Consider the following 21,200-nt stretch of genomic DNA (forward strand, 5'->3'; position numbering starts at 1 on the left):
CCCCCCCCCCCCCGCCCCCCCCCCCCCCCCCCCCCCCCCCCCCCCCCCCCGAGGGGGAGGGCGGCGCCCCTGGCACGCGGGCCGCCGGGCCCCGGGCCCGCCCGCCCCGCGGCCATTGGGCCTCGTCCTCGCGCGGAGGAACACACGCCGAACAAGCGGGCCCCGGCACACTTCTACGCACCGCGCCTGCCGCGGGTCTTCGCGGGCGCGCCGCCGGTGGGGCGCCCCCGTCCCGCGCCGCACGCGGGCGCCGCGGTGCGTGCGGGCACCCCGATCGGTGCCTGTCCGTCGCCCACGGGCCGGGGCCGGCCCACGCGGTGCGGGCGTGCCGCTCGCGCGCCCTGGCGCACGTCCCGGCCCGGCGGGCGGTCAGGTGAACAGGCCCAGGCGGTGGGCCGTCGCCGCCGCCTCCGTGCGGCCGGCGACGCCGAGCTTCGCCAGGATGTTGGAGACGTGCACGCTCGCCGTCTTCGGCGAGATGTACAGCTCCTCCGCGATCCTACGGTTGCTCAGCCCGTCGGCGACCAGCCGCAGCACGTCGTGTTCCCGTGGCGTCAGGCCGAGTGAGAGCCCCGGCGAGTCCGGCGCGTGCGCCGCGGCGCCCGGCGCGCCCAGGGTGATGCGGGCCCGGGACGCGAGGAGCGCCACGTCCTCGGCGAGGGGCCGCGCGCCGAGCGCCGTCGCCGTCGTGTGCGCCTCGCCGAGCAGCGCCGCGACCTCCTCGCGGTCCGCGTGCGACTCGAGCAGCGCGCCCGCCCACCGCATCCGGGCGCGGGCCAGCTCGTAGGGCCTGCTCAGCTCGGTGAACGCGTGGGTGGTGCGAGCCCACAGGCGGGGCGCGGGGTCGCCGCAGGCACGCGCGCGCTCCGCCTCCAGCATCAGGGCGTACGCCTCCCACACGGGGACCGCCGTCGGCATCCGCTTCGCGTGCGCGCCGATCGCTTCGAGGACGGCCGCGCGTCCGTCCTCCGCCTCGGGCCTGCCGCGGTGGTCGGCCTCGATCGCGGCGGCAGCGACGAGCAGGGGCAGTGCGTAGCGCTGCATTCCGAGGCCGAATCCGCCGGCCGCGACCCGTTCGAACTCCGCACGCGCGGCGGCGATGTCGCCGCGCCGCCCGGCGACGGTCATGGCGAGGCGGGCGGGCTGGATGAAGTGCTGCGGCTGCGGGTCGTGGGTGCCGAACCCGGCCCGCGCCCGGTCGACCTGGCGCCGCGCCTCGTCGAGGTCGCCGCGGGCGAGGGCGAGTTCCGCGCGGTGCGTCGCGAACGTGCCGCGCACCTTGGCGGTGTCCCCGTCCTCGCCGACGGCGTCGAGCAAGGCCGCCATCTCGTCCCAGCGGCCGAGGGAGAACAGGGACCGCGCCATGTTGGCGCGCGTCCATGCCTCCTGGTGGGCGAGGCCGAGCGAGCGGGTCGCCTCGATCCCCGCCTCCGCGGCGGCCACCGCCTCCTGCGAACGGCCGACGCTCTCCAGCGTGGAGGGCAGGTTGGTGGCGACGCGGCCGGTCAGCTCGGTGGCGCCGAGCGCCTCCGCGCGCTCGCGCACCTCGTACATCTCGGCGAGGCCCTCCTCGACGCCACCGGCGTCCGCGACGAGCCAGCCGCGGGTGAGCCGGGCCTGGAGTTCGGTGTACCCGGCGCCGACGAGGCGTGCGTACTCCACGGCGCGGTCGGCTGCGGCGAGCGCCTCGGGCCCGGGCCTGTGCAGCGCGCCCCAGGTCGCGGACCTGCTGTGCACCTCGGCGTGCACGGCGGAAGGCGGCAGGCCGCGCGTCAGCTCCTGGGCGACGCCGAGTTCGTGTCGGCCGTCGCCGCGGTCGAGGTCCTGCACGAGGTTCGAGCGCTGGAGCCAGAACCACGCGGAGCGCAGCGCGTCGCCCTCGTCCTCCAGCACGCGCAGGGCCTTCTTGGCGACGGCGAGGGCACGTTCCCTGTCGCCGCTGAGCCTGGCGGCGACGACGATCTCCGCGAGGAGGTCGATGTGGCGCAGGGGGCCGGCGGGCGTGTCCGGATGCCCGTCCGGGTGCCCGTCCGCGTGGGAGCCGTCGGCGGCGGTGCCGCACGCCGGGTACACGTCGACGCGGTCGATGGGCCGCAGCCCGGCCCGTACCTCGTCGGGCGTCTCGTCCCACAGTTCGAGCGCCCGTTCCAGCAGCCGCAGCCGTTCGGCGTGCGCGGAGCGGCGGCGCGCCTCGACGGCGGCGAGGAGCACGGCGGGCAGCGCCTTGGCGCGGTCGTGCGCGCTGTACCAGTGGCTGGCCAGGCGCGTCGTGCGCTCGTCCGCCCGCACGAGCGACGGATCGGCCTCAAGGGCTTGCGCGTAGCGGCGGTTGAGGCGGGAGCGCTCGCCGGGCAGCAGGTCGTCGCTGACGGCCTCGCGCACCAGCGAGTGGCGGAAGCGGTAGCCGTCGCCGTCCGCGGTGGGCAGCAGGACGTTCGCGCCGACGGCGAGGCGCAGCGCCGCTATGAGGTCGTCCTCGGCCAGTCCGGCGACGGCGAGCAGCAGCGGGTACTCGACGGTGGTGCCGCCCTCCGCGGCGACCCTCACCACGCGCTGGGTGTCCTCGGGCAGCCGTTCGACGCGCACGAGGAGCAGGTCGCGCAGCGAGTCGGTCATGCCGCTCGCGCAGCCCTCGTCGTAGGAGCAGGACAGTTCCTCGACGAAGAACGCGTTGCCGTCGGAGCGCCGGAAGATCCGGTCGACGAGCGCGGCGTCCGGTTCCGCGGCCCGGATGCCGGTGAGCTGGCGGCGCACCTCGGCGCGGGTGAAGCGCTCCAGGTCGACGTGGCGCAGGGAGCGCAGCCTGTCGAGTTCGGCGAGGAGCGGCCGCAGGGGGTGGCGGCGGTGGATGTCGTCGGACCGGTAGGTGGCGATGACGAGGAGGCGGCCGCGGCGCAGCGCGCGGAAGAGGTACGCGAGCAGGTGGCGGGTCGAGGCGTCGGCCCAGTGCAGGTCCTCGATGACGAGGACGACCGTGCGGTCGGCCGCGACGCGCTCGAGCAGCCGAGCCGTCAGCTCGAACAGCCGGGCGGTGCCGTCCTGTTCGAGCGCGTCGGGAAGCGGCGTGCCCAGTTCGGGCAGGATCCGGGAAAGCTCGTTCTCCTGCCCGTCGGCCGCGGCGGCGAGTTCGTCGGGCAGGCGGCGGCGCAGGGAGCGCAGCGCGGTGGAGAAGGGCGCGAAGGGCAGCCCCTCCGCGCCGATCTCGACGCATCCGCCGGTGACGACGATCGCGTCACGCTCGCAGGCCGCGTCGGCGAGTTCCTCCACGAGGCGGGTCTTGCCGACCCCGGCCTCTCCGCCGACGAGCACGGCCTGCGGCTCTCCGGCGGCCGCGTCGGCCAGGGCCTGCCGTAGGGCGGCCATCTCTCGTGCCCTGCCGACGAACACCGGGCTGACGGATCTGCTCTCCACAGGCCCGAGCATCGCACAGGCGTCCGCCTCCGGGGTCCGCACGCCGGCCTCACCTCTCACGCCGCGTGGTCGAACAGCTGCTGCAACGGCCTCACCCGCCGCCCGCTGCCATGCCCCCGCTCGCCGGCCGCCGCCTTGCGGGCGTCCTTGACCCGCCGGGCCAGGCGCCGGGCGGCGGCCTCGCGGAGCAGGTCGGCGTGGTGGGCCTTCTGCACGTCGTACGCGATCATCGGGTTCTCCTCGGTGCTGGTGGCGAGCGTCCTGTTGACGCCTCCACCCTCGCCGCCGAGGTGCCCCTGCCGCATCGGGCGACTTCCGCATATTGGCGGCGCCCGGCTGCCTTAGGCGCCGGGCGCGGCCGCACGTACGGCCCCTAAGGCCCCCTGCCGGGCGCCTTAGGCGGCGGGACGCCGTACATCGGTCTCACCTACGGGCCTCAGACACGGAGCTCCTGCGGAAAGCCGGTCCAGCGGAGTTCGGCGGGGAGGTGGCATGCGTCGTTGAAGAGGAGGACCGACGGGGGGCGGTCAGGTGAGTAGCGGATCACGGTCAGGGCCGCGTTGGCATGGTTGATGCCCAGCCATCGCCACCTCGGGGCATCGAGGGCGGCTCGGACGAGCCAGCCGACGAGGAAGTTGTGGGTGATGACAAGCTCGTGCCGCGGTATGTGTCCTTCGACGGTCCCGGTGAACTCTGCGAGCGCCGCAGCCGCGAGCCCGGGCCCCTGCTCGCGTTCCTCGGCCGTGAACTGGTGCAGGAACTCGGTCCAGGCGTCAGCTGCCTCCGGCGGCAGTTCCTCGCGTGTCGGCATGTAGGGGAGGTAGTCGCCGGCCGCTTCAGAACGATGGCAAGGAACTCCGTCGAGTTGCTCACCGACCAGCCGCGCTGTCTGTTCGGCACGGGCGAGGGGCCCGTGGTGGATCGGCGTCAGCGGGACCCCACGGAGCCGCTTCCCCAGCAGGACGGCCTGGCGGCGCCCTCTGTCCGACAACGCACTCTCGTCCGGCGATGCCTCGGCGTGGCGGACGAGGTAGAGGTAGCGAGCGGCAGTACCGGTCATGGATGCGTCCCTCAGTGCAGTCGATCTTGCGGGCTCATGGAAGGACGCCGACCTCCGCGGCCCGGTTTCCGCTAACACGTCGTCTCAATTGGTGAGGTGACGTCGGATGAATGGCGCCGCTACCACGACGAGTGCGGCGAAGACGGCCAGTCGTTGCAGGCCGGGCTGTGCGGCCAAACTGCTGTGCTGGATGCCGTAAATCGCGTACCAGTTGGCGGCTAGGTCGGTCGCCATGATGGCGCAGGCGAGGTCAGCCCCTCGGCGTTTGCCTCTGATCAGGAGCGCAGCGGCGAGCGTGTCGAACAGGGCCAGTGACGACCAGTAGAGGTTGAGCCAGCCCGGGCCCCAGTCGTAGGGGTGCAGACCGTGACTGAGGAGGTCGGTGATGTGCGTGAGAGCGCCGACGAAGATCAGGACGCCTGCGATGGCGCAGACCGAAATGACGACCCAGCGCGGAGCGCGGTGCATCCATTCGGTCATGCTGTGGATCGTCCCATCTGCGAGCGCCGCCTGTCAGGCCGTCAGCCCGTGGTGCCAGAGGAAGGTGCAGGCGATGGCGGTGCAGGCGGCGGTTCCTCGTACTACTGGAGTGGGGGGGGGCACCAGGTCCGGCCCCGAGCCATAGGCTGCTCCGCGCTCAGGCTCGAGCCACACGAGCAGCCGCCCGGGCCGCCCGCCGCGCGCGGGGCCACCATGTCTCCCGCGGTGTCGACCAAGCCGTCGACAGCGCAAGTTCCGCCAGAAGCCGACGCGGGGCGCCGAGCGATGAACACGACCATCGCCTCGCGCGGATGGCCGGAAGCGTCATTGAGAGCAGACGGACACGCTCCGTACACTCCCCCCGGGGATGGCTGCGGGTGTCTGTCCGTGAACGCCTGGAGAGGTGGGCGCATGGCTCGTGTGTGGGAGGCCGATCCGGCCGCTTCGTTCCGGCGCCGACTGGGGAAGTCGCCGCAGGCGCTGGAGGTCACGGAGGACAGGGACGGTTGCCCGGACATCTGGGAGCTGGACAACGGCGACATCGCCGTGATCGGCCATGATCTGACGGACGTCTACGCCGCGCGCCTACCCACCGATGCCACGATCGCCGAGGACGAACGTCTGGTCGTCATCCCGGGGCGCACGCTGCGGGCAGCGAAGCGGGACATCGCCGATGCCTGATCCCGGTGACCTGGACCTGGCAGACGTACCGGGCGAGCGGCTGACGACCGAGGCCTACCGGCGCGACTTCCGGCTGCGTGACGGTGAGGTGACCGGCCGGAACAGCTGGAAGCTGGAGCGTCGGCAGCAGTTCGAGGAGGGCCACTCGCCCAGTTGGGACGCGTTCCTGCGCGGTGACTGGCAGGAGGCGCTGCGGTTGCACGGGGAGAAGCGGGACCGCTGGGAGCGTATCGCGCGGGAGGACAGGGCGCGGGGCAGCGTTTTCCACCGGGTGCGTGTCGTGGAGGAACCACTGACCCCGTACCTCCAGTGGGAGCTGCACGCCCTGCGGGTCCAGGGCGAGAGCGGCTCGCCGGTCCGGGTCGTCAGCGCGGAGAAGGTGCGGCCCCTGGAAGCCGCCCGCCCACTGCCGGAGGTCGTCACGCTGGGCGGCCGGGTGCTCTACGAGGTCCGGTACACGCAGGCGGGCCTCCTCGACGGGGCGGTGCGCCACACCGAGCCGGGCCTGGTCGCCCGCTGGGAGCGCTTCGTCGCAGGGCTGTACGAGGACGGCGAGGACATCGCCTCCTATGTCGACCGCCGCGTGGCTTCCTTGCCCGCACCCCGGCTGACGACGGGATAGGGCCTCCACTCCCACGGCGCCGGAGAACTAGCCGACTACCGGGGAACCTCAGGCACCTGATCCGGCATCGGTGTGGCACTCCGGCCCGGCGCGGTGACGACGGCCGTTCCCGTTCCTGGGGCCTGCCCTGCGTCGCGCACCAGCACCGGTTCCGCGGCGTGCAGCCGCAGGGCGGGTCCGTCCTCCAGGCCGATGACGACCGCGAGCCCGCCGGAGGCGGACCGCTCGCTGCGCACGCTGCGGACGGCTTGCCAGCCGCCCCAGACTCGCACGCACTGACCGGCCCGTACGTTCACGGCCGCGATCTCGGTCTCCGACGGCCCGGGGACGAACCCCGGCGCCACCAACTCGGCCCAGATCGTCTTCCCGACGCCCAGAAGCCGGTCCTTCACGCCCCACCGGTAGGCCAGCGAGGAAACCAGCAGCAGTCCGCGCCCGCAGGTCTCCCCTTCGCCAGGACTGCGCACCTCCGGGCTGCCCTTGCCGGCGTCGCTCACCTCCAGCCTCAGCAGGCCGCCTCGCTCCCGGCACTCGATGCGCACGCCGACCATCCGGTCGCCCGGTGCCCGCACGCGGACGGCGTTGGTCACCAGCTCCGACAGCACCAACTCGGCGTCCGCCACCGTGTCCTGGTTCGCCCGCCACTCGCCGAGCCTGGCGCGCAGCAGCGTCCGCGCGCGGGGGACGCTGCTCGGGTCGCGGGCCAGCTTGAAGTTCGCGACGCGGGGTTCGTCCATCACAGCTCCCATCGGTTTGCGGGCAGCTCTCGAGCCGCCTGGAAGCCGTGACCTGACGGCGACCACTTTCGGCGGTGGTTCGATCGCGGTGCGTTACAGAAGCTAAGATGAACCCGATGCGACACAACGTCAAGTCACGCTCCTGTCAATTGACATCACCGTGGATCGAGGCTGCTTGCTTGTGTCGATTACGGATTGGATGTGATCGAGATGGAGCGTTCGAGCCTGCCTCGTTCACGAGGCGAGAGGTACACATGTCCGGTAGTGCGAACACACTCATGATGTCCCGCGTGACGTTCGGCCGTACGCTCCGGCGCCTGCGCGCCGAGGCGGATCGGCTCACGCTCGCGGACGTCGCCTCGTCCCTCGGCTGTGACGTGTCTTTGATCAGCCGCATCGAGAACGGGAAGCGCGTCTGCTCTCAGCAGCACTTCGCCAAGCTGATGGACCTCTACGGGGTCTCGGCTGCCCAGCGCGACGAGCTTGCCGAACTGTTCGCTGCCGCGCGCGATCGTCAGCTGCCCTGGTGGGCCCCATACAGTGAGGTCATCAGCGCTCAGTACGAGCGCTTCCTCGGCTTCGAAGCCGCCGCCTCAACCGTCAACGAGTATCAAGTAGGCATCTTGCCAGGGCTGTTGCAGACGGAGGCCTACGCACAGGCGGTGACCGGCGTGGGCTTCACTTCCCTGGGGCCCGACCAGATCGAAGCGCTGGTCGAGGTTCGCGGCCTCCGGCAGCGACACCGTCTGCTGGACACGGAGTCCCCGCTGACGTGCCGCTACGTTGTCACTCAGGCAGCCCTGGACTTCCAGGTGGGAGGCAGGCAGACCCACTTGCAGCAGCTGGACCACCTACTGGAGATCTCGACACACGACTCGGTCGATCTCCGCGTCGTCCCGTACGAGAAGGGGGAGCAGGCCGCTCAGATCGCCGCGTTCAGAATTCTGCAATTCGCGGACGACGACGTGCCAGACGTTGCCTTCGGCGAGTCGGTCGCCGGTAGCCTGACCATGGACGACCCGAGGGATCTGCGACGATTGCACAGGCTGTTCCGCAGCCTCGCCGACGCGGCCCTCTCACCGAGCGAGAGCCGCGATGTCATCGCTCGCACGAGAAACAAGGGTGTCTGACTCATGGAGAAGATAGACCTTTACGCGATTGACCCTGCCACCCTGACCTGGCAGAAGAGCAGCTTCACCGCCAACAACGGCGAGTGCTTCGAGCTCGCGCCGCTCCCCCAAGGGGGCGTCGCCGTTCGCGACTCGAAGAACCCGACCGCTCCCCACCTGTGTTTCACCGCCGGTGAGTGGCGGGCCTTCAAGTCCGGCATGGCGGCCGGGGATTTCGACAACCTCTGACCACGACTTGCCGGAAAATGGGGGCGGCGCGCTCACGTTCCGAGGAGTGCGAGGGAGGCCCACAGTGCCAGCGTGGCCACCAGCAGCGTGGCCGGGACGGTGATGAGGCCGAGGCGTGTGAAGTGGCCGAGCGCGGGCTCCGTGTCGTGTTCGTGCAGGATCCGGCGCCACAGCAGCGTCGCGAGCGAGCCCACGTACGTCAGGTTGGGGCCCAGGTTGACGCCGATCAGCGCGGCGAGCACCGGGCCGGGGCCCGCCGGGGCGACCACCGGGAGCAGGGCGAGGACCGCGGGCAGGTTGTTGATGACGTTCGCGAGCACCGCGGCGACGCCCGCCACCGCGAGCAGCGCCCCGAGCGACGAGCCGTCCGGCAGGACTGCGCCGATACCGGTGCCGAGCCCGTTCTCCACGACGGCCTTGACGATCACGCCGAGCGCCAGGACGAACAGCAGGAACAGCGGTGAGGCCGCGCGGGCGAGACCGGTCACGGTGAGCGGTTCTCTTCCCTCGGCGGCTTCCGGCTTCTCGGCCCGGCGCCGCGGCAACAGTCCGCGCACCGCCAGTACGAGGGCGCCGCCCGCCGCCGCCCAGACTGGCTCCACGCCCACCAGCGAGGTCACCGCGAACCCGGCGAGCGTCAGGCAGAGCACCGTCGTGGCGAAGACGGGCAGCGGTGTGCGCCGCGAGGCGCGCGGCGGGTGGCCGCCGGCTGCCAGGTCGGTGGCGAACCAGCGGCGGAAGACGACGTACTCGGCGGCGATGGACGCCAGCCAGGGCAGCGCCATCAGGGCCGCGAAGCGTGTGAAGGACAGCCCGCTCGCGGACAGCGCGAGGAGGTTCGTCAGGTTGGAGACCGGCAGCAGCAGGGACGCGGAGTTGGCCAGGTGCGCGGACGCGTACACGTGCGGCCTGGCGCGCGCGCCCACGCGCGCCGCCGTCGCGAAGACGACCGGGGTGAGCAGCACGACCGTCGCGTCCAGGCTGAGGACGGCCGTCGTCAGCGCGGCCACCGCGAACACCCCGGCGAGCAGCCGCCCGGGGCGCCCGCCGCACGCGCGGGCCACCATGTCGCCCGCCGCCTCGAACAGGCCGTCGACCGCGCACAGTTCCGCGAGCACCAGCACCGCGGCGAGGAAGGCGACCACCGGAAGCAGTTCCCTGGTCTGCTGCCAGGCCTGGCCGGGTGTCACGGCGCCGATCGCGATCACCACGCCGGCCGCGGGCACGGCGGCCACCGCCTCGGGCAGCCCCTTGGGCCGCAGCACGGCGAACGCCAGCACGGCCAGCAGCAGTGCGACGGAGACGATCTCCGCGAAGACGCCGTTCAGGGTGGGCTCCAAACCGCGAGGGGGGCGGCGCACCGCTGCCGGTGCGCCGCCCCCTTCACGCGTGTACGGGTGGTGCGGTGGGTGTCAGCCCTCGACGCCGAGCTTCTCCAGGATCAGCTCGCGGGCGCGCGCCGCGTCCGCCTGGCCGCGCGTCGCCTTCATGACCGCGCCGACCAGCGCGCCCACGGCGGCGACCTTGCCGCCCTTGATCTTCTCCACGACGCCCGCGTTGCCCGCGATGGCCTCGTCCACCGCGGCGCCGAGAGCGCCGTCGTCCGAGACGACCTTCAGGCCGCGCTTGTCCACCACGGTGTCCGGGTCGCCCTCGCCGGCCAGCACGCCGTCGATGACCTGCCGGGCCAGCTTGTCGTTGAGGTCGCCCGCCGCGACGAGTTCGGCGACCCGCGCGACCTGCGCCGGCGTGATCGGCAGCTCGTCGAGCGCGCGGCCCGTCTCGTTCGCGTTGCGCGCCAGCTCGCCCATCCACCACTTGCGTGCCTGGTCGGCCGGGGCCCCCGCGTCGATCGTGGCGACGATCGGGTCGATGGCGCCCGCGTTGAGGATGGACTGCATGTCGTGCTCGGAGACGTCCCACTCCTCGCGCAGCCGGTTGCGCCGCAGGCGCGGCAGTTCGGGCAGCGAGCCGCGGATCTCCTCGACCCACTCGCGCGGCGGCGCCACCGGCACCAGGTCGGGCTCGGGGAAGTAGCGGTAGTCCTCCGCCTCCTCCTTGATGCGGCCCGAGGTCGTGGAGCCGTCCTCCTCGTGGAAGTGGCGGGTCTCCTGGAGGATCGTGCCGCCCGAGGAGAGGACCGCGGCGTGCCGCTGGATCTCGAACCGCGCTGCGCGCTCGACGCTGCGCAGCGAGTTGACGTTCTTCGTCTCGGAGCGCGTGCCGAACTTCTCCCGGCCCTTCGGGCGCAGCGACAGGTTGACGTCGCAGCGCATCTGGCCCATCTCCATGCGGGCGTCGGAGACGCCGAGCGCCTTGATGAGCTCGCGCAGCTCGGCCACGTAGGCGCGCGCGACCTCGGGGGCGCGCTCGCCCGCGCCCTCGATGGGCTTGGTGACGATCTCGATCAGCGGGATGCCGGCCCGGTTGTAGTCGAGCAGGGAGTGCGAGGCGCCGTGGATCCGGCCTGTCGCGCCGCCGATGTGCGTCGACTTGCCGGTGTCCTCCTCCATGTGCGCGCGCTCGATCTCCACGCGGAAGACCTCGCCGTCCGCCAACTGCACGTCCAGGTGGCCGTTGTACGCGATCGGCTCGTCGTACTGGGAGGTCTGGAAGTTCTTCGGCATGTCCGGGTAGAAGTAGTTCTTCCGGGCGAAGCGGCACCACTCGGCGATCTCGCAGTTCAGCGCGAGGCCGATCCTGACCGCCGACTCCACACCGACCGCGTTGACCACGGGGAGCGCCCCGGGCAGGCCGAGACAGGTGGGGCAGGTCTGCGAGTTGGCGGGGGCGCCGAGCTCGGTGGAGCAGCCGCAGAACATCTTGGTCTTGGTGCCGAGCTCGACGTGGACCTCAAGGCCCATGACGGGATCGTAGGTCGCGAGGGCGTCCTCGTACGACACCAGGTCGATGACGGTCACAGGTACTTCTTCCTCTTCAGTACTACTTCGGTGTCGGTCCCACCGGGTCGGGCCGCCCGGCCGGGAACGGTGCGTTCCCGGCCGGGCGGCCGGTGCGGCCGGACCGGGGATCAGCCGAACAGGACGTCGTCGTCGCCCAGGCGCTTCAGCTCGCGGTACAGGATCGCGAGGCCGGTGGCGATGGTCACCGCCGTCACGGCGGCGTCCACCAGGCGCAGCGTGTCGTTCTCCGCACGGGCCCGCTTGACCTGCTTGGCCACGCTGACCGCGCCGAACGCGGTGGTCGCCATCGACAGGTACGTGCCCTGCTTGGACTTCTTGAAGCCCTTGGCCTTGCTCATCGCCTTGCTCATAGCGACGGTGCCTCCTCGATCAAGTGATGACCCCACTTTTCCACGAAGGCCGCCTCGACAGCGGCACCGACCTGGTACAGCCGCTCGTCCTTCATCGCGGGCGCGATGATCTGGAGACCGACGGGGAGGCCGTCCTCGGGGGCGAGGCCGCACGGGAGCGACATCGCGGCGTTGCCCGCCAGGTTGGCGGGGATCGTGCACAGGTCCGCCAGGTACATCGCCATCGGGTCGTCGGCGCGCTCGCCGATCGGGAAGGCGGTGGTCGGGGTGGTCGGCGAGACCAGCACGTCGACCCGTTCGAAGGCGCTCTCGAAGTCCCGCTTGATCAGGGTGCGCACCTTCTGCGCCGAGCCGTAGTACGCGTCGTAGTAGCCGGAGGAGAGCGCGTACGTGCCGAGCATGATGCGCCGCTTCACCTCGTCGCCGAAGCCGGCCTCGCGGCTGAGGGCGGTGACGTCCTCCGCCGAGTGGCTGCCGTCGTCGCCGACGCGCAGGCCGTAGCGCATGGCGTCGAAGCGCGCGAGGTTCGAGGAGCACTCGGACGGCGCGATCAGGTAGTACGCGGACAGCGCGAGGTCGAAGGACGGGCAGTCCACCTCGACGACCTCGGCGCCCAGCTCCTTCAGCACCGCGACGGCCTCGTCGAACCGCTGGACGACACCGGCCTGGTAGCCCTCGCCGCGGAACTGCTTGACGACGCCGACGCGCATCCCGGCCACGGAGCCGGCGCGCGCCGCCTCGACCACCGGCGGCACCGGGGCGTCGACGGACGTCGAGTCGAGCGGGTCGTGCCCGGCCATGGCCTCGTGCAGCAGGGCCGCGTCGAGGACCGTGCGGGCGCAGGGGCCGCCCTGGTCGAGGGACGAGGAGAACGCCACCATGCCGTAGCGGGAGACGCCGCCGTACGTCGGCTTGACGCCGACCGTGCCGGTGACGGCGGCCGGCTGGCGGATGGAGCCGCCGGTGTCCGTGCCGATGGCGAGCGGCGCCTGGAAGGACGCGATCGCCGCGGACGAGCCACCGCCCGAGCCGCCGGGGATGCGGGTGAGGTCCCACGGGTTGCCCGTCGGCCCGTAGGCGCTGTTCTCGGTGGACGAGCCCATGGCGAACTCGTCCATGTTGGTCTTGCCGAGGATCACGATGCCGGCGGCCTTGAGGCGCTTGGTCACCGTGGCGTCGTACGGCGGGAGCCAGCCTTCGAGGATCTTGGAGCCGACGGTCGTCGGCACGCCCTCGGTGGTGAAGATGTCCTTCAGCGCGAGGGGCACGCCCGCGAGCGGGCCGAGTTCCTCGCCCGCCGCGCGCTTGGCGTCCACGGCGCGGGCCTGGGCGAGCGCGCCCTCGCGGTCGACGTGCAGGAAGGCGTGCACCTTCTCGTCGACGGCCTCGATGCGGGCGAGGTGCGCCTCGGTGACCTCGACGGCCGTCAGGGCCCCCGAGGCGATCTTCTCGGCGGTCTCGGCGGCGGTGAGCCTGGTGATGGCGGTCGTGTCGGTCATGACTCCTCCCCGAGGATCTGAGGCACCTTGAAACGCTGCTGCTCCTGGGCGGGGGCGCCGGACAGGGCCTGCTCGGGCGTGAGCGAAGGGCGGACCTCGTCCGCCCGCATGACATTGGTCAGCGGCAGCGGGTGCGACGTCGGCGGTACGTCCTGGTCGGCGACCTCCGAGACGCGGGCGACCGCGCCGATGATGTCGTCGAGCTGTCCGGCGAAGTGATCGAGCTCTTCGTCCTTCAGCTCCAGGCGCGCCAGCCGGGCGAGGTGGGCGACCTCCTCGCGCGTGATGCCAGGCATGCAACGATCCTCAGGGTGAGTGGTGGGCTTGCGTACATGTGGAGACCGCCCAATCCTATGGCGCGCGCATGCGTGCCCGCGAAGCCGTTCTCCCGAGGGGCGCGCGGACCCCGCGCGAACCACGCCGTCCGCCCTGCCGCGGGTCCCCCGAACGTGGCGGCGGAACGCGCCGACATGGGGCGGTGGCCCGCACCGGGCCCTGTGCGGGCCGCACGGGTGGCACCTGACCGGTGCGGTCCACACGGACGGTACGCCGCTGCACCGGGCCGGTGCGGGCGGTGCGCGGCACGGGCGACGCGAGGCAGCCGACGGCGCGCGGAGGGCGACGGCACGTGGTGCGGGCGACACGGGGGCGTGGGTGGCTTCAGCGTCGTGCACGGCACCGTCCGGCATAGGGCGCTGCGGGCGCGCCCGAGGCGGTGCGGTGGGCTCCTGCTTGAGGCGGCGCGGGCAGCACGGGCGATGCGCGCCGGCGGACGATTCGCCCGGAGGACGACGGCGCACGTGGTGCGCGCGCACGCGGCGGTGCGGGCGGCACGAGTGGCATGTGACCGGGCGGGCAGCACGGGCGGTGCCCGCAGCGGACGGTGCACGGACGGGGACGGCACACGTGGTGCGGAGCCACGCGCGGGCGTCGGCGGCGCGGCCGGAACCGGCCGTCGCCCGGTGGGGGTTACTTCACCGCGTGGCCCGGCTCGTCCTGGCGGGCCGGGGGTTCGATGGCCGCCGCCGGGCGGTGCCAGCCGCGCTCGCCGCGCGCCCGCAGCCACGCCGTCGTCTCCTCGGGCGGCATCGCCGCGGCCACCAGCCAGCCCTGCACCGCGTCGCAGCCGAGGTCGCGCAGGCGCTCCCACGTCTCGTCGTCCTCGACGCCCTCCGCGATGACCACGAGCCCCAGCGAGTGCGCCAGGTCGACCGTGCAGCGGACGATCTCGCCGTCCTCCGCGTCGACGGCGGACTTGGCGACGAACGAACGGTCGATCTTGAGCTCGCTGACCGGCAGCCTGCGCAGGTGGACGAGGGACGAGTAGCCCGTGCCGAAGTCGTCGAGGGACATCTTCACGCCGTGCGCGGTGAGGCCCGCGAGGGTGTCCGCGGCGCGCTGCGGGTCTTCGAGGAGCACGTGCTCCGTGATCTCCAGCTGGAGCGCCTCCGGCGGCACGCCGTGGCGCGCCAGGCGTGCGGCGACGGCGCCCGCGAACCCGGGGGTGTGGACGTCGCGCGGCGAGACGTTCACCGCGACCGGCACCATCAGGCCGTGCGCCCGCCACCGCGCGACCTGCGCGAGCGCCGTCTCCAGCACGTACTCCGTCAGATGCGGCATGAGGCCGGACGATTCGGCGATGGCGATGAACTCGTCGGGCGGGACGCGCCCGCGGTCCGGGTGCACCCAGCGCACCAGCGCCTCGAGGCCCGCCACGTGCCCGTCGAAGCGGACCTTGGGCTGGTAGTGCAGTTCGACCTCGCCCGCGTCGAGCGCGCGTCTGAGGTCGCCGAGCAGGCCGAGCCTGTCCGGCGTGTTCGAGTCGCGCTTCGACTCGTACACCTCGACACCCGTGCGGTCGCGCTTCGCCTGGTACATCGCCACGTCGGCCCGGCGCAGCAGCCCCTCGGCGTCCAGCGCGTGCTCGGGGAAGACGGCGACACCCGCGCTGGCCTCCAGCACGAGCGTGAGACCGTCGAGATCGAGCGGCGAGGAGAGTTCGGCCACCAGGTGGCGGGCGACCCGCTGGGCGCTGGTCGTGGAGTCGCATGTCGGCAGCAGCACCGCGAACTCGTCGCCGCCGAGCCGCGCCGCCTCGGCCCCGCGCGGCAGCGCCACCCGGAGCCGGTCGGCTATCTGGAGCAGCAGGCGGTCCCCCGCGAGGTGGCCGAGCGTGTCGTTGACGGAGCGGAACCTGTCGAGGTCGATGAGGACGAGCGCCGAGCGCGCGTCCACGGAGCCCGCGTGCTCGAGCGCCGTCCACGTGCGCTCCAGCAGCCACTGCCGGTTCGGCAGCCCGGTCAGCGGGTCCCTCAACTGCTCCTCGGCGCGCGCCCTGGCGATCCACAGCGTCGAGTCGAGGGCTATCAGCGGGATGGCGAACAGCGGCAGCAGCACCGGCCGCGACGCCGCGACCACGCAGATCAGCGGGGCGATGCCGAGCAGGGCGGCCGCGACGAGGCCCTGGCGCACCAGGGACGCCCGGTCGAGCGCCGGCCTGGCGCTGCCCTGCGGCGCGAACACGGAGGACAGCAGCATCCGGGACACCGCCAGGTAGACGGCGGCCGCGAGGACGATGCCGGGCACGCTGGCGACGTCCCAGTCCAGCGGCTGCCATGGCGTGGCGACGCTCGGCACGTCCCCGAACGCGGCGAGTACGAGGGCCGCGGCGCCGATGCCGAGCACGTCGCACGCGCCGTGCAGGGCGCTGCCCCGCCAGCTGTGCCTGCGCGCGACGCCGACGACGACCACGACCGCCAGGCTGACGAGCCCCGCGGGCACCCAGCCGTAGAGGAGCAGGACGGCGAGGGTGAGGGCGGCGCCCGAGCCCGTGCCGCCGAACCAGCGGTCCCTGCCCAGCGCGACCAGGTGCCCGACGATGGCGCCGGTGAGGACGGCGAGCGCCCAGCCCGCCGTGGAGCCGGGGAACAGCGCGTGGCCCTCGCCCGCCCCGACGACGACGCCGGTCAGCAGCACGGCCGCGGCCAGCCCGACAACGATGCCAGGGAATCTGGCCACCACGTCGACGAAGCCCGCGAGCCCGGCGCGGGCGCGCGCGGGTGGAACAAGGGCGGCGCTCTCCGTCGGTTTCATTCCCGTCCCTCTCACAGCCGGCTGAGCCGATGCCACGCGATGGCACGTTGTCATGCCATCACGACTCGTCTGACTCCACGCAGCCGTGCACGACAGGCGCACCCCCCAACAGTAGGCCGCCGAACGCCCGGGTGGGCAGCGCTCGGAGGCTGTTGCCCGAATGCGACCTCGCAGTCCCTATCGGGCCGTTATGCGCCGAACGGGTGAGCTTTGCCCCGCCCTTGCGCGCCGCGCCGCCCCCGCGCCGCCGCCCTCGCGGGACGACGCGCGGTGGCGCCCGCCTCAGCTCGCGGCGTCCTCCTCGGCGCCCTCGCCGTCGCCACCCTCCGACGGCTCGTCAGGCACGACGGCGGCCTCCCGCGCCGCGTCAGGACCCTGTTCGAGCAGGACCGTCAGCCCCGCCTCGTCCAGGACCGGCACCTTCAGCTGGACGGCCTTGTCGTGCTTGGACCCGGGATTCTCCCCGACGACCACGAACGCCGTCTTCTTCGAGACGGAGCCCGTGACCTTCGCGCCGCGCGCCTGGAGCGCCTCCTTGGCCGCGTCGCGCGTCCAGCGCTCCAGCGTGCCGGTGACGACGACCGTGAGCCCTTCGAGCGGCCGCGGCCCCTCGTCCTCCCCGGTGGACTCCTCCTCCATGCGCACGCCCGCCGCGCGCCATTTGCGCAGGATCTCGCGGTGCCAGTCCACCTCGAACCACGCCTTGAGCGAGGCGGCGATCGTCGGGCCGACGCCCTCGACGGCGGCCAGCTCCTCCTCCGTCGCGCCCTCGATGCGCTCGACCGAGCGGAACTCCCTGGCGAGCGCCTCGGCCGCGACCGGGCCGACATGGCGGATCGACAGCCCGGCCAGGATGCGCGCCAGCGGCCGCGCCTTGGCCTCGGAGATGTGTTCGAGCATCGCCACCGCGTTCTTCCGCGGGCTGCCCTCCTGGTTGGCGAAGACGGTGACGACCTTCTCCTCGCCCGACTCCGGGTCGCGCTTGGGCAGCCCGCTGTCCTGGTCGAGTACGTAGGCCTTGATGGGCAGCAGCTGTTCCATCGTCAGGTCGAAGAGGTCGCCCTCGTCCCGCAGGGGCGGCTGTGCCGGCTCCAGCGGCCTGGTGAGCGCGGCGGCCGCCACATAGCCGAAGTTCTCGATGTCCAGGCACTTGCGGCCGGCCAGGTAGAACAGGCGCTCGCGCAACTGGGCGGGGCACGCGCGGGCGTTGGGGCAGCGGAGGTCGACGTCCCCTTCCTTCATGGGTTTCAGGGGCGTGCCGCACTCGGGGCACTCCTTCGGCATGACGAACGGGCGCGCGTCGTCGGGCCGCAGGTCGGCGACCGGGCCGAGGATCTCCGGGATGACGTCGCCGGCCTTGCGCAGCACGACCGTGTCCCCGATGAGGACGCCCTTCGCCTTCACCACGTCCTGGTTGTGCAGCGTGGCGAACTCGACCTCGGAACCGGCGACCGTGACCGGCTCGACCACCGCGTACGGCGTGACGCGCCCCGTGCGCCCGACGCCCACGCGGATGTCCACCAGCTTGGTGTTGACCTCCTCGGGCGCGTACTTCCACGCGATGGCCCACCGGGGCGCACGCGACGTCGACCCGAGCCGCCCCTGGAGGGGGATCTCGTCGAGCTTGACGACGACGCCGTCGATCTCGTGCGCCACCGAGTGCCGGTGCTCGCCGAAGTACGCGATGAACTCCCGTACGCCGTCGAGCGAGTCGACCACGCGGTTGTGCTCCCCCGTCGGCAGCCCCCACTCGCTCAGCAGGCCGTATGCCTCGGAGAGGCGGCCGATCTCCAGGCCCTCGCGCGCGCCGATGCCGTGCACCACCATGTGCAGCGGGAGCGTTGCCGTGACCTTCGGGTCCTTCTGGCGCAGCGAGCCCGAGGCCGAGTTGCGCGGGTTGGCGTAGGGCTTCTCGCCCGCCTCCACGCGCCGCGCGTTGAGCTCCTGGAAGGCCTCCATCGGGAAGTAGACCTCGCCCCTGATCTCCACCAGCGCGGGCACCCGGTCGCCCGCGAGGCGGTGCGGGATCTCCTCGATCGTGCGGATGTTGGGCGTGATGTCCTCGCCCGTGCGGCCCGTGCCGCGCGTGGCGGCGCGGGTCAGCACGCCGTGCTCGTACGTGAGGTTGACGGCGAGGCCGTCGACCTTCAGCTCGCACAGGAAGTGGTAGCCGGTGCCGGCGACCTCCTTGGCGACGCGGTCGGCCCAGGCCGCCAGCTCCTCGTCGTCGAACGCGTTGTCCAGGGAGAGCATGCGCTCGCGGTGCGTGACCTCCGCCAGGTCGGTCTCGTACTGGACGGAGACCTTCTGCGTCGGCGAGTCGGGCGTGCGCAGCTCGGCGTGCTCGTCCTCCAGCGCCTCCAGGGCGCGGAGCATCTCGTCGAACTCCCGGTCGGTGATGACCGGCTGGTCCTTCACGTAGTAGCGGAAGCGGTGCTCCTCGATCTCCTCGGAGAGGCGCTTGTGCCGCTCGCGCGCCTCCGCGGGCACCGAGTCGGGCCGTCCGGTCCCCGCGGGCCGTGCGTGGTGTTCGCCTGCCACCGTCTTGTCCTCCCGTGCCGTCACTCAGGGTTGTCCGCGAGAGATCTCGCCGCCCGGACGACATGCGCGAGCGCCTTACGGGCATAGGCGGGCGAAGCGCCCGCGAGCCCGCACGTGGGGGTGCACACCACGGACTCCGCCAGAAGTCCCGGATCCAGCCCCAGCCTGCGCCACATCGACCTGACACCCATGACGCTACCGGCAGGGTCTGACAACGGGGTGTCCGTGCCGGGCACGATCCCCGCGAGGAGGGTAGTGCCGCCCTCGACGGCCTCCCCGATCACCTCGTCGTGACGCTCGGTGAGCAGCGAGAAGTCGAAGGAGACGGCCGACGCGCCCGCCGCGCGCAGCAGTGCGAACGGCACGTCCGGGGCGCACGAGTGGACGACCGTGCCGGCTGCGCCCGAGCCGTCGAGCACCTGCCGCAGCGCGTCCGCGACGACCTGCCGGTCGACGGCGGCGTACGTGCGGTAGCCGCTGGCGGTCCTGACCTGCCCGCGCAGCACGGCGGTCAGCGACGGCTCGTCCAGCTGGAGCACGACGGCCGCGCCCGGGACACGCCGGCGCACCTCGGCGACGTGCGCCGCGAGCCCCTCGGTGAGCGACTCGGCCAGGTACCTGCGGGCGCCTGTGTCGCCGAGCGCCGCCTCGCCGCCGCGCAGTTCGAGCCCGGCCGCCAGCGTCCACGGCCCCACGGCCTGCACCTTCAGCGGCCCCTCGTAGCCCTGGGTGAACTCCTCCAGCGCGTCCAGGTCCTCCCCGAGCAGCGACCTGGCGCGCCGGGTGTCGCGTCCTGGCCGGTCGCTGACGCGCCAACCGCTCGGCTCGACGTGCGCGTACACCTCGACCAGCAGGCCCGCGGTGCGGCCGATCATGTCCGCGCCGGGGCCGCGCGCGGGCAGCTCGGCGAGGAAGGGGAAGCCCTCCGTGGTGGCGGTGATGCCCCTCGCCGTGTCGCGCGCGTCGCCTCCCGGCATCGACCCGACGCCGGTGGCCGGGCCCCAGCGCCCCATGGCGGGCCCGGGCGCGGCGCTCGGCGCGGCGCTCACCGGCCCGGCCGCACGGTCATGTCGTCGATGCGCGCGTCGCGCGGCAGGTCGAGCGCCGACAGGATCGCGGTGGCGACGGACTCGGGGTCGATCAGCCCCGAGGCGTCGTACGCCTTGCCCTCCTGCCGGTGCACCTTCTCCTGCATGGGGCTCGCGGTGCGGCCGGGGTAGACGGTCGTCACGCGCACGCCGTTGGCGCTCTCCTCCGCGCGCAGGGCGTCCGCCAGCGCCTTCAGCCCGTGCTTGGACGCGGCGTACGCGCCCCACTCGGCGTTCGCGGACAGCCCGGCGCCCGAGTTGACGAAGATCGCCTGCCCCCTCGCGGCGCGCAGCTGCGGCAGCAGCAGCCGGATCAGCTCGGCGGGCGCCAGCAGGTTCACGTCGAGCTGCGCGCGCCACGTCTTCACGGACAGCTCGGCGACGGGCCCGAGGTCGACGACGCCCGCGATGTGCAGGACGGAGTCGAGGCGGTCGGGCAGCGTCTGGTGGGACAGCGCCCAGGAGAGCCTGTCGGGGGCCGCGAGGTCGCCGACGAGGGTGCGGGCGCCGGGCAGGTCCGCCGCGATCTCCTTGGCGCGGCCGGCGTCGCGGGCGAGGAGCAGCAGGTCGTCGCCGCGCTCGTGCAGGCGGCGCGCCACGGCGGCGCCGATGCCGGAGCCGGCGCCGGTGATCAGGTGTGTTGCCATGCGGTCATGGTCGCATCACGCGGCTGACCGCGGCGCACGAGCACCACGAGCGCCACGGGCACCGCTCACCGCACGCCCATGGACTCCTCCAGGAACGCGAGGGCGGCGACGCCGTCCTCCGCGAAGAACACCAGGTCGGTGAGGGGTACGGGGAGGAAGCCCTCCTCCTCCATGCGCAGGAACTGCTGCTTGAGGCCGTCGTAGAACCCGGCGGTGTTCAGCAGCACCACCGGCTTCGCGTGCTTGCCGTGCTTCTTCAGCTCCAGGATCTCGGTCGCCTCGTCCAGCGTGCCGGTGCCGCCGACCATCACCACGACGGCGTCGGACTTCGCGAGCAGCAGCGCCTTGCGCTCGGCGAGGTCGCTGGCCACGACCATCTCGTGCGCCTCGGCGCGCGCGACGGCCGAGAGGAAGTCGACGGAGACGCCGACGAGCCTGCCGCCGGTCTCGGCGACGCCGTCCGCGACCACCTTCATCAGCCCGACGTCGGAGCCGCCCCACACGAGGGTGTGGCCGCCGCAGCCGATCAGCTCGGCGAATTCGCGGGCGGGGCGCGTGTAGCGCTCGTCGAGCTCGGCGGCGGAGAGGAAGACGCAGATGTTCATGGGGCCACGTTACGAGCTGGTGCGCGATGGAGAGTGGATCAGCGAGCGGCGTCCTGCGGCTTCGAATCCAAGGCGGAGGAGGGAGTCGACGCGGTGGGGGCACC

The 21,200-nt window shown here is 72.9% G+C and carries 19 protein-coding genes; 4 read left to right on the forward strand and 15 right to left on the reverse strand.

The window, feature by feature from the left end; all coding sequences use genetic code 11:
- Positions 1-369: 369 nt before the first annotated feature.
- The 4 genes from JFN87_RS09370 to JFN87_RS09385 all read right to left on the reverse strand — a co-directional run bounded on the left by JFN87_RS09370 (position 370) and on the right by JFN87_RS09385 (position 4,951).
- Positions 370-3,423, reverse strand: coding sequence for a helix-turn-helix transcriptional regulator (locus tag JFN87_RS09370; protein WP_209339523.1), 3,054 nt, complete (start codon positions 3,421-3,423; stop codon positions 370-372).
- A 44-nt stretch (positions 3,424-3,467) separates the two neighbouring features.
- Positions 3,468-3,716, reverse strand: a complete 249-nt coding sequence (locus JFN87_RS09375) for a hypothetical protein (protein ID WP_209339477.1) — start codon at positions 3,714-3,716, stop codon at positions 3,468-3,470.
- Between the two features lie 131 nt (positions 3,717-3,847).
- Positions 3,848-4,471: a histidine phosphatase family protein gene (locus JFN87_RS09380; protein ID WP_209339478.1), complete on the reverse strand. Its 624-nt coding sequence runs from the start codon at positions 4,469-4,471 to the stop codon at positions 3,848-3,850.
- Positions 4,472-4,555: 84 nt separating this feature from the next.
- Positions 4,556-4,951, reverse strand: coding sequence for a hypothetical protein (locus JFN87_RS09385; protein ID WP_245179045.1), 396 nt, complete (start codon positions 4,949-4,951; stop codon positions 4,556-4,558).
- A 411-nt stretch (positions 4,952-5,362) separates the two neighbouring features.
- Here JFN87_RS09385 and JFN87_RS09390 point away from each other — a divergent pair, with 411 nt between their 5' ends.
- The gene (locus JFN87_RS09390; RefSeq protein WP_209339479.1) at positions 5,363-5,632 is read left to right on the forward strand and encodes a hypothetical protein; all 270 of its coding nucleotides are present in this window, start codon (positions 5,363-5,365) and stop codon (positions 5,630-5,632) included.
- Positions 5,625-6,254: a DUF6879 family protein gene (locus JFN87_RS09395; RefSeq protein ID WP_209339480.1), complete on the forward strand. Its 630-nt coding sequence runs from the start codon at positions 5,625-5,627 to the stop codon at positions 6,252-6,254. Before JFN87_RS09390 ends, JFN87_RS09395 begins: the two co-directional genes overlap by 8 nt.
- 35 nt (positions 6,255-6,289) lie before the next feature.
- On the opposite strand, the gene JFN87_RS09400 is transcribed toward JFN87_RS09395, so the two are convergent.
- Positions 6,290-6,991: an ATP-binding protein gene (locus JFN87_RS09400; RefSeq protein WP_209339481.1), complete on the reverse strand. Its 702-nt coding sequence runs from the start codon at positions 6,989-6,991 to the stop codon at positions 6,290-6,292.
- A 290-nt stretch (positions 6,992-7,281) separates the two neighbouring features.
- On the opposite strand from JFN87_RS09400, the gene JFN87_RS09405 reads away from it, so the two are divergent.
- Both JFN87_RS09405 and JFN87_RS09410 read left to right on the forward strand, forming a co-directional pair.
- On the forward strand, positions 7,282-8,121 hold the full coding sequence (locus tag JFN87_RS09405; RefSeq protein WP_209339482.1) for a helix-turn-helix domain-containing protein: 840 nt from the start codon (positions 7,282-7,284) through the stop codon (positions 8,119-8,121).
- Positions 8,122-8,124: 3 nt separating this feature from the next.
- On the forward strand, positions 8,125-8,349 hold the full coding sequence (locus JFN87_RS09410; protein ID WP_209339483.1) for a DUF397 domain-containing protein: 225 nt from the start codon (positions 8,125-8,127) through the stop codon (positions 8,347-8,349).
- A 32-nt stretch (positions 8,350-8,381) separates the two neighbouring features.
- On the opposite strand, the gene JFN87_RS09415 is transcribed toward JFN87_RS09410, so the two are convergent.
- From JFN87_RS09415 to JFN87_RS09460, 10 genes are all read right to left on the reverse strand, one after another.
- Positions 8,382-9,689 carry an SLC13 family permease gene (locus JFN87_RS09415; protein WP_245179049.1) on the reverse strand — a complete coding sequence of 436 codons (1,308 nt, stop codon included), beginning with the start codon at positions 9,687-9,689 and terminating at the stop codon, positions 8,382-8,384.
- Positions 9,690-9,761: 72 nt separating this feature from the next.
- A complete protein-coding gene (gatB, locus tag JFN87_RS09420) occupies positions 9,762-11,270 on the reverse strand; it encodes an Asp-tRNA(Asn)/Glu-tRNA(Gln) amidotransferase subunit GatB (RefSeq protein WP_209339484.1) in 1,509 nt (502 codons plus the stop codon).
- Positions 11,271-11,380: 110 nt separating this feature from the next.
- Positions 11,381-11,623, reverse strand: coding sequence for a hypothetical protein (locus JFN87_RS09425; RefSeq protein WP_209339485.1), 243 nt, complete (start codon positions 11,621-11,623; stop codon positions 11,381-11,383).
- Positions 11,620-13,122, reverse strand: coding sequence for an Asp-tRNA(Asn)/Glu-tRNA(Gln) amidotransferase subunit GatA (gene gatA / locus JFN87_RS09430; protein WP_209339486.1), 1,503 nt, complete (start codon positions 13,120-13,122; stop codon positions 11,620-11,622). The genes JFN87_RS09425 and gatA overlap by 4 nt, the downstream gene beginning before the upstream one ends.
- Entirely contained in the window at positions 13,119-13,418 is a 300-nt protein-coding gene (gene gatC, locus JFN87_RS09435) for an Asp-tRNA(Asn)/Glu-tRNA(Gln) amidotransferase subunit GatC (protein WP_030900242.1), read from the reverse strand. The genes gatA and gatC overlap by 4 nt, the downstream gene beginning before the upstream one ends.
- Before the next feature lie 673 nt (positions 13,419-14,091).
- Complete coding sequence (locus tag JFN87_RS09440) at positions 14,092-16,215, reverse strand: putative bifunctional diguanylate cyclase/phosphodiesterase (RefSeq protein WP_209339487.1); 2,124 nt, start codon at positions 16,213-16,215, stop codon at positions 14,092-14,094.
- 282 nt (positions 16,216-16,497) lie between these two features.
- Positions 16,498-18,756, reverse strand: coding sequence for an NAD-dependent DNA ligase LigA (ligA, locus tag JFN87_RS09445; protein ID WP_209339488.1), 2,259 nt, complete (start codon positions 18,754-18,756; stop codon positions 16,498-16,500).
- A gap of 20 nt (positions 18,757-18,776) precedes the next feature.
- Positions 18,777-19,769, reverse strand: a complete 993-nt coding sequence (locus JFN87_RS09450) for a methionine synthase (RefSeq protein WP_209339525.1) — start codon at positions 19,767-19,769, stop codon at positions 18,777-18,779.
- Positions 19,770-19,801: 32 nt separating this feature from the next.
- Positions 19,802-20,491 (reverse strand): SDR family oxidoreductase, encoded by a 690-nt coding sequence (locus JFN87_RS09455; RefSeq protein ID WP_209339489.1) that lies wholly within the window; start codon positions 20,489-20,491, stop codon positions 19,802-19,804.
- 65 nt (positions 20,492-20,556) lie between these two features.
- A complete protein-coding gene (locus tag JFN87_RS09460) occupies positions 20,557-21,096 on the reverse strand; it encodes an LOG family protein (RefSeq protein ID WP_209339490.1) in 540 nt (179 codons plus the stop codon).
- Positions 21,097-21,200: the final 104 nt, after the last annotated feature.

The organism is Streptomyces montanisoli, assembly GCF_017813245.1.
Taxonomy (GTDB): domain Bacteria; phylum Actinomycetota; class Actinomycetes; order Streptomycetales; family Streptomycetaceae; genus Streptomyces; species Streptomyces montanisoli.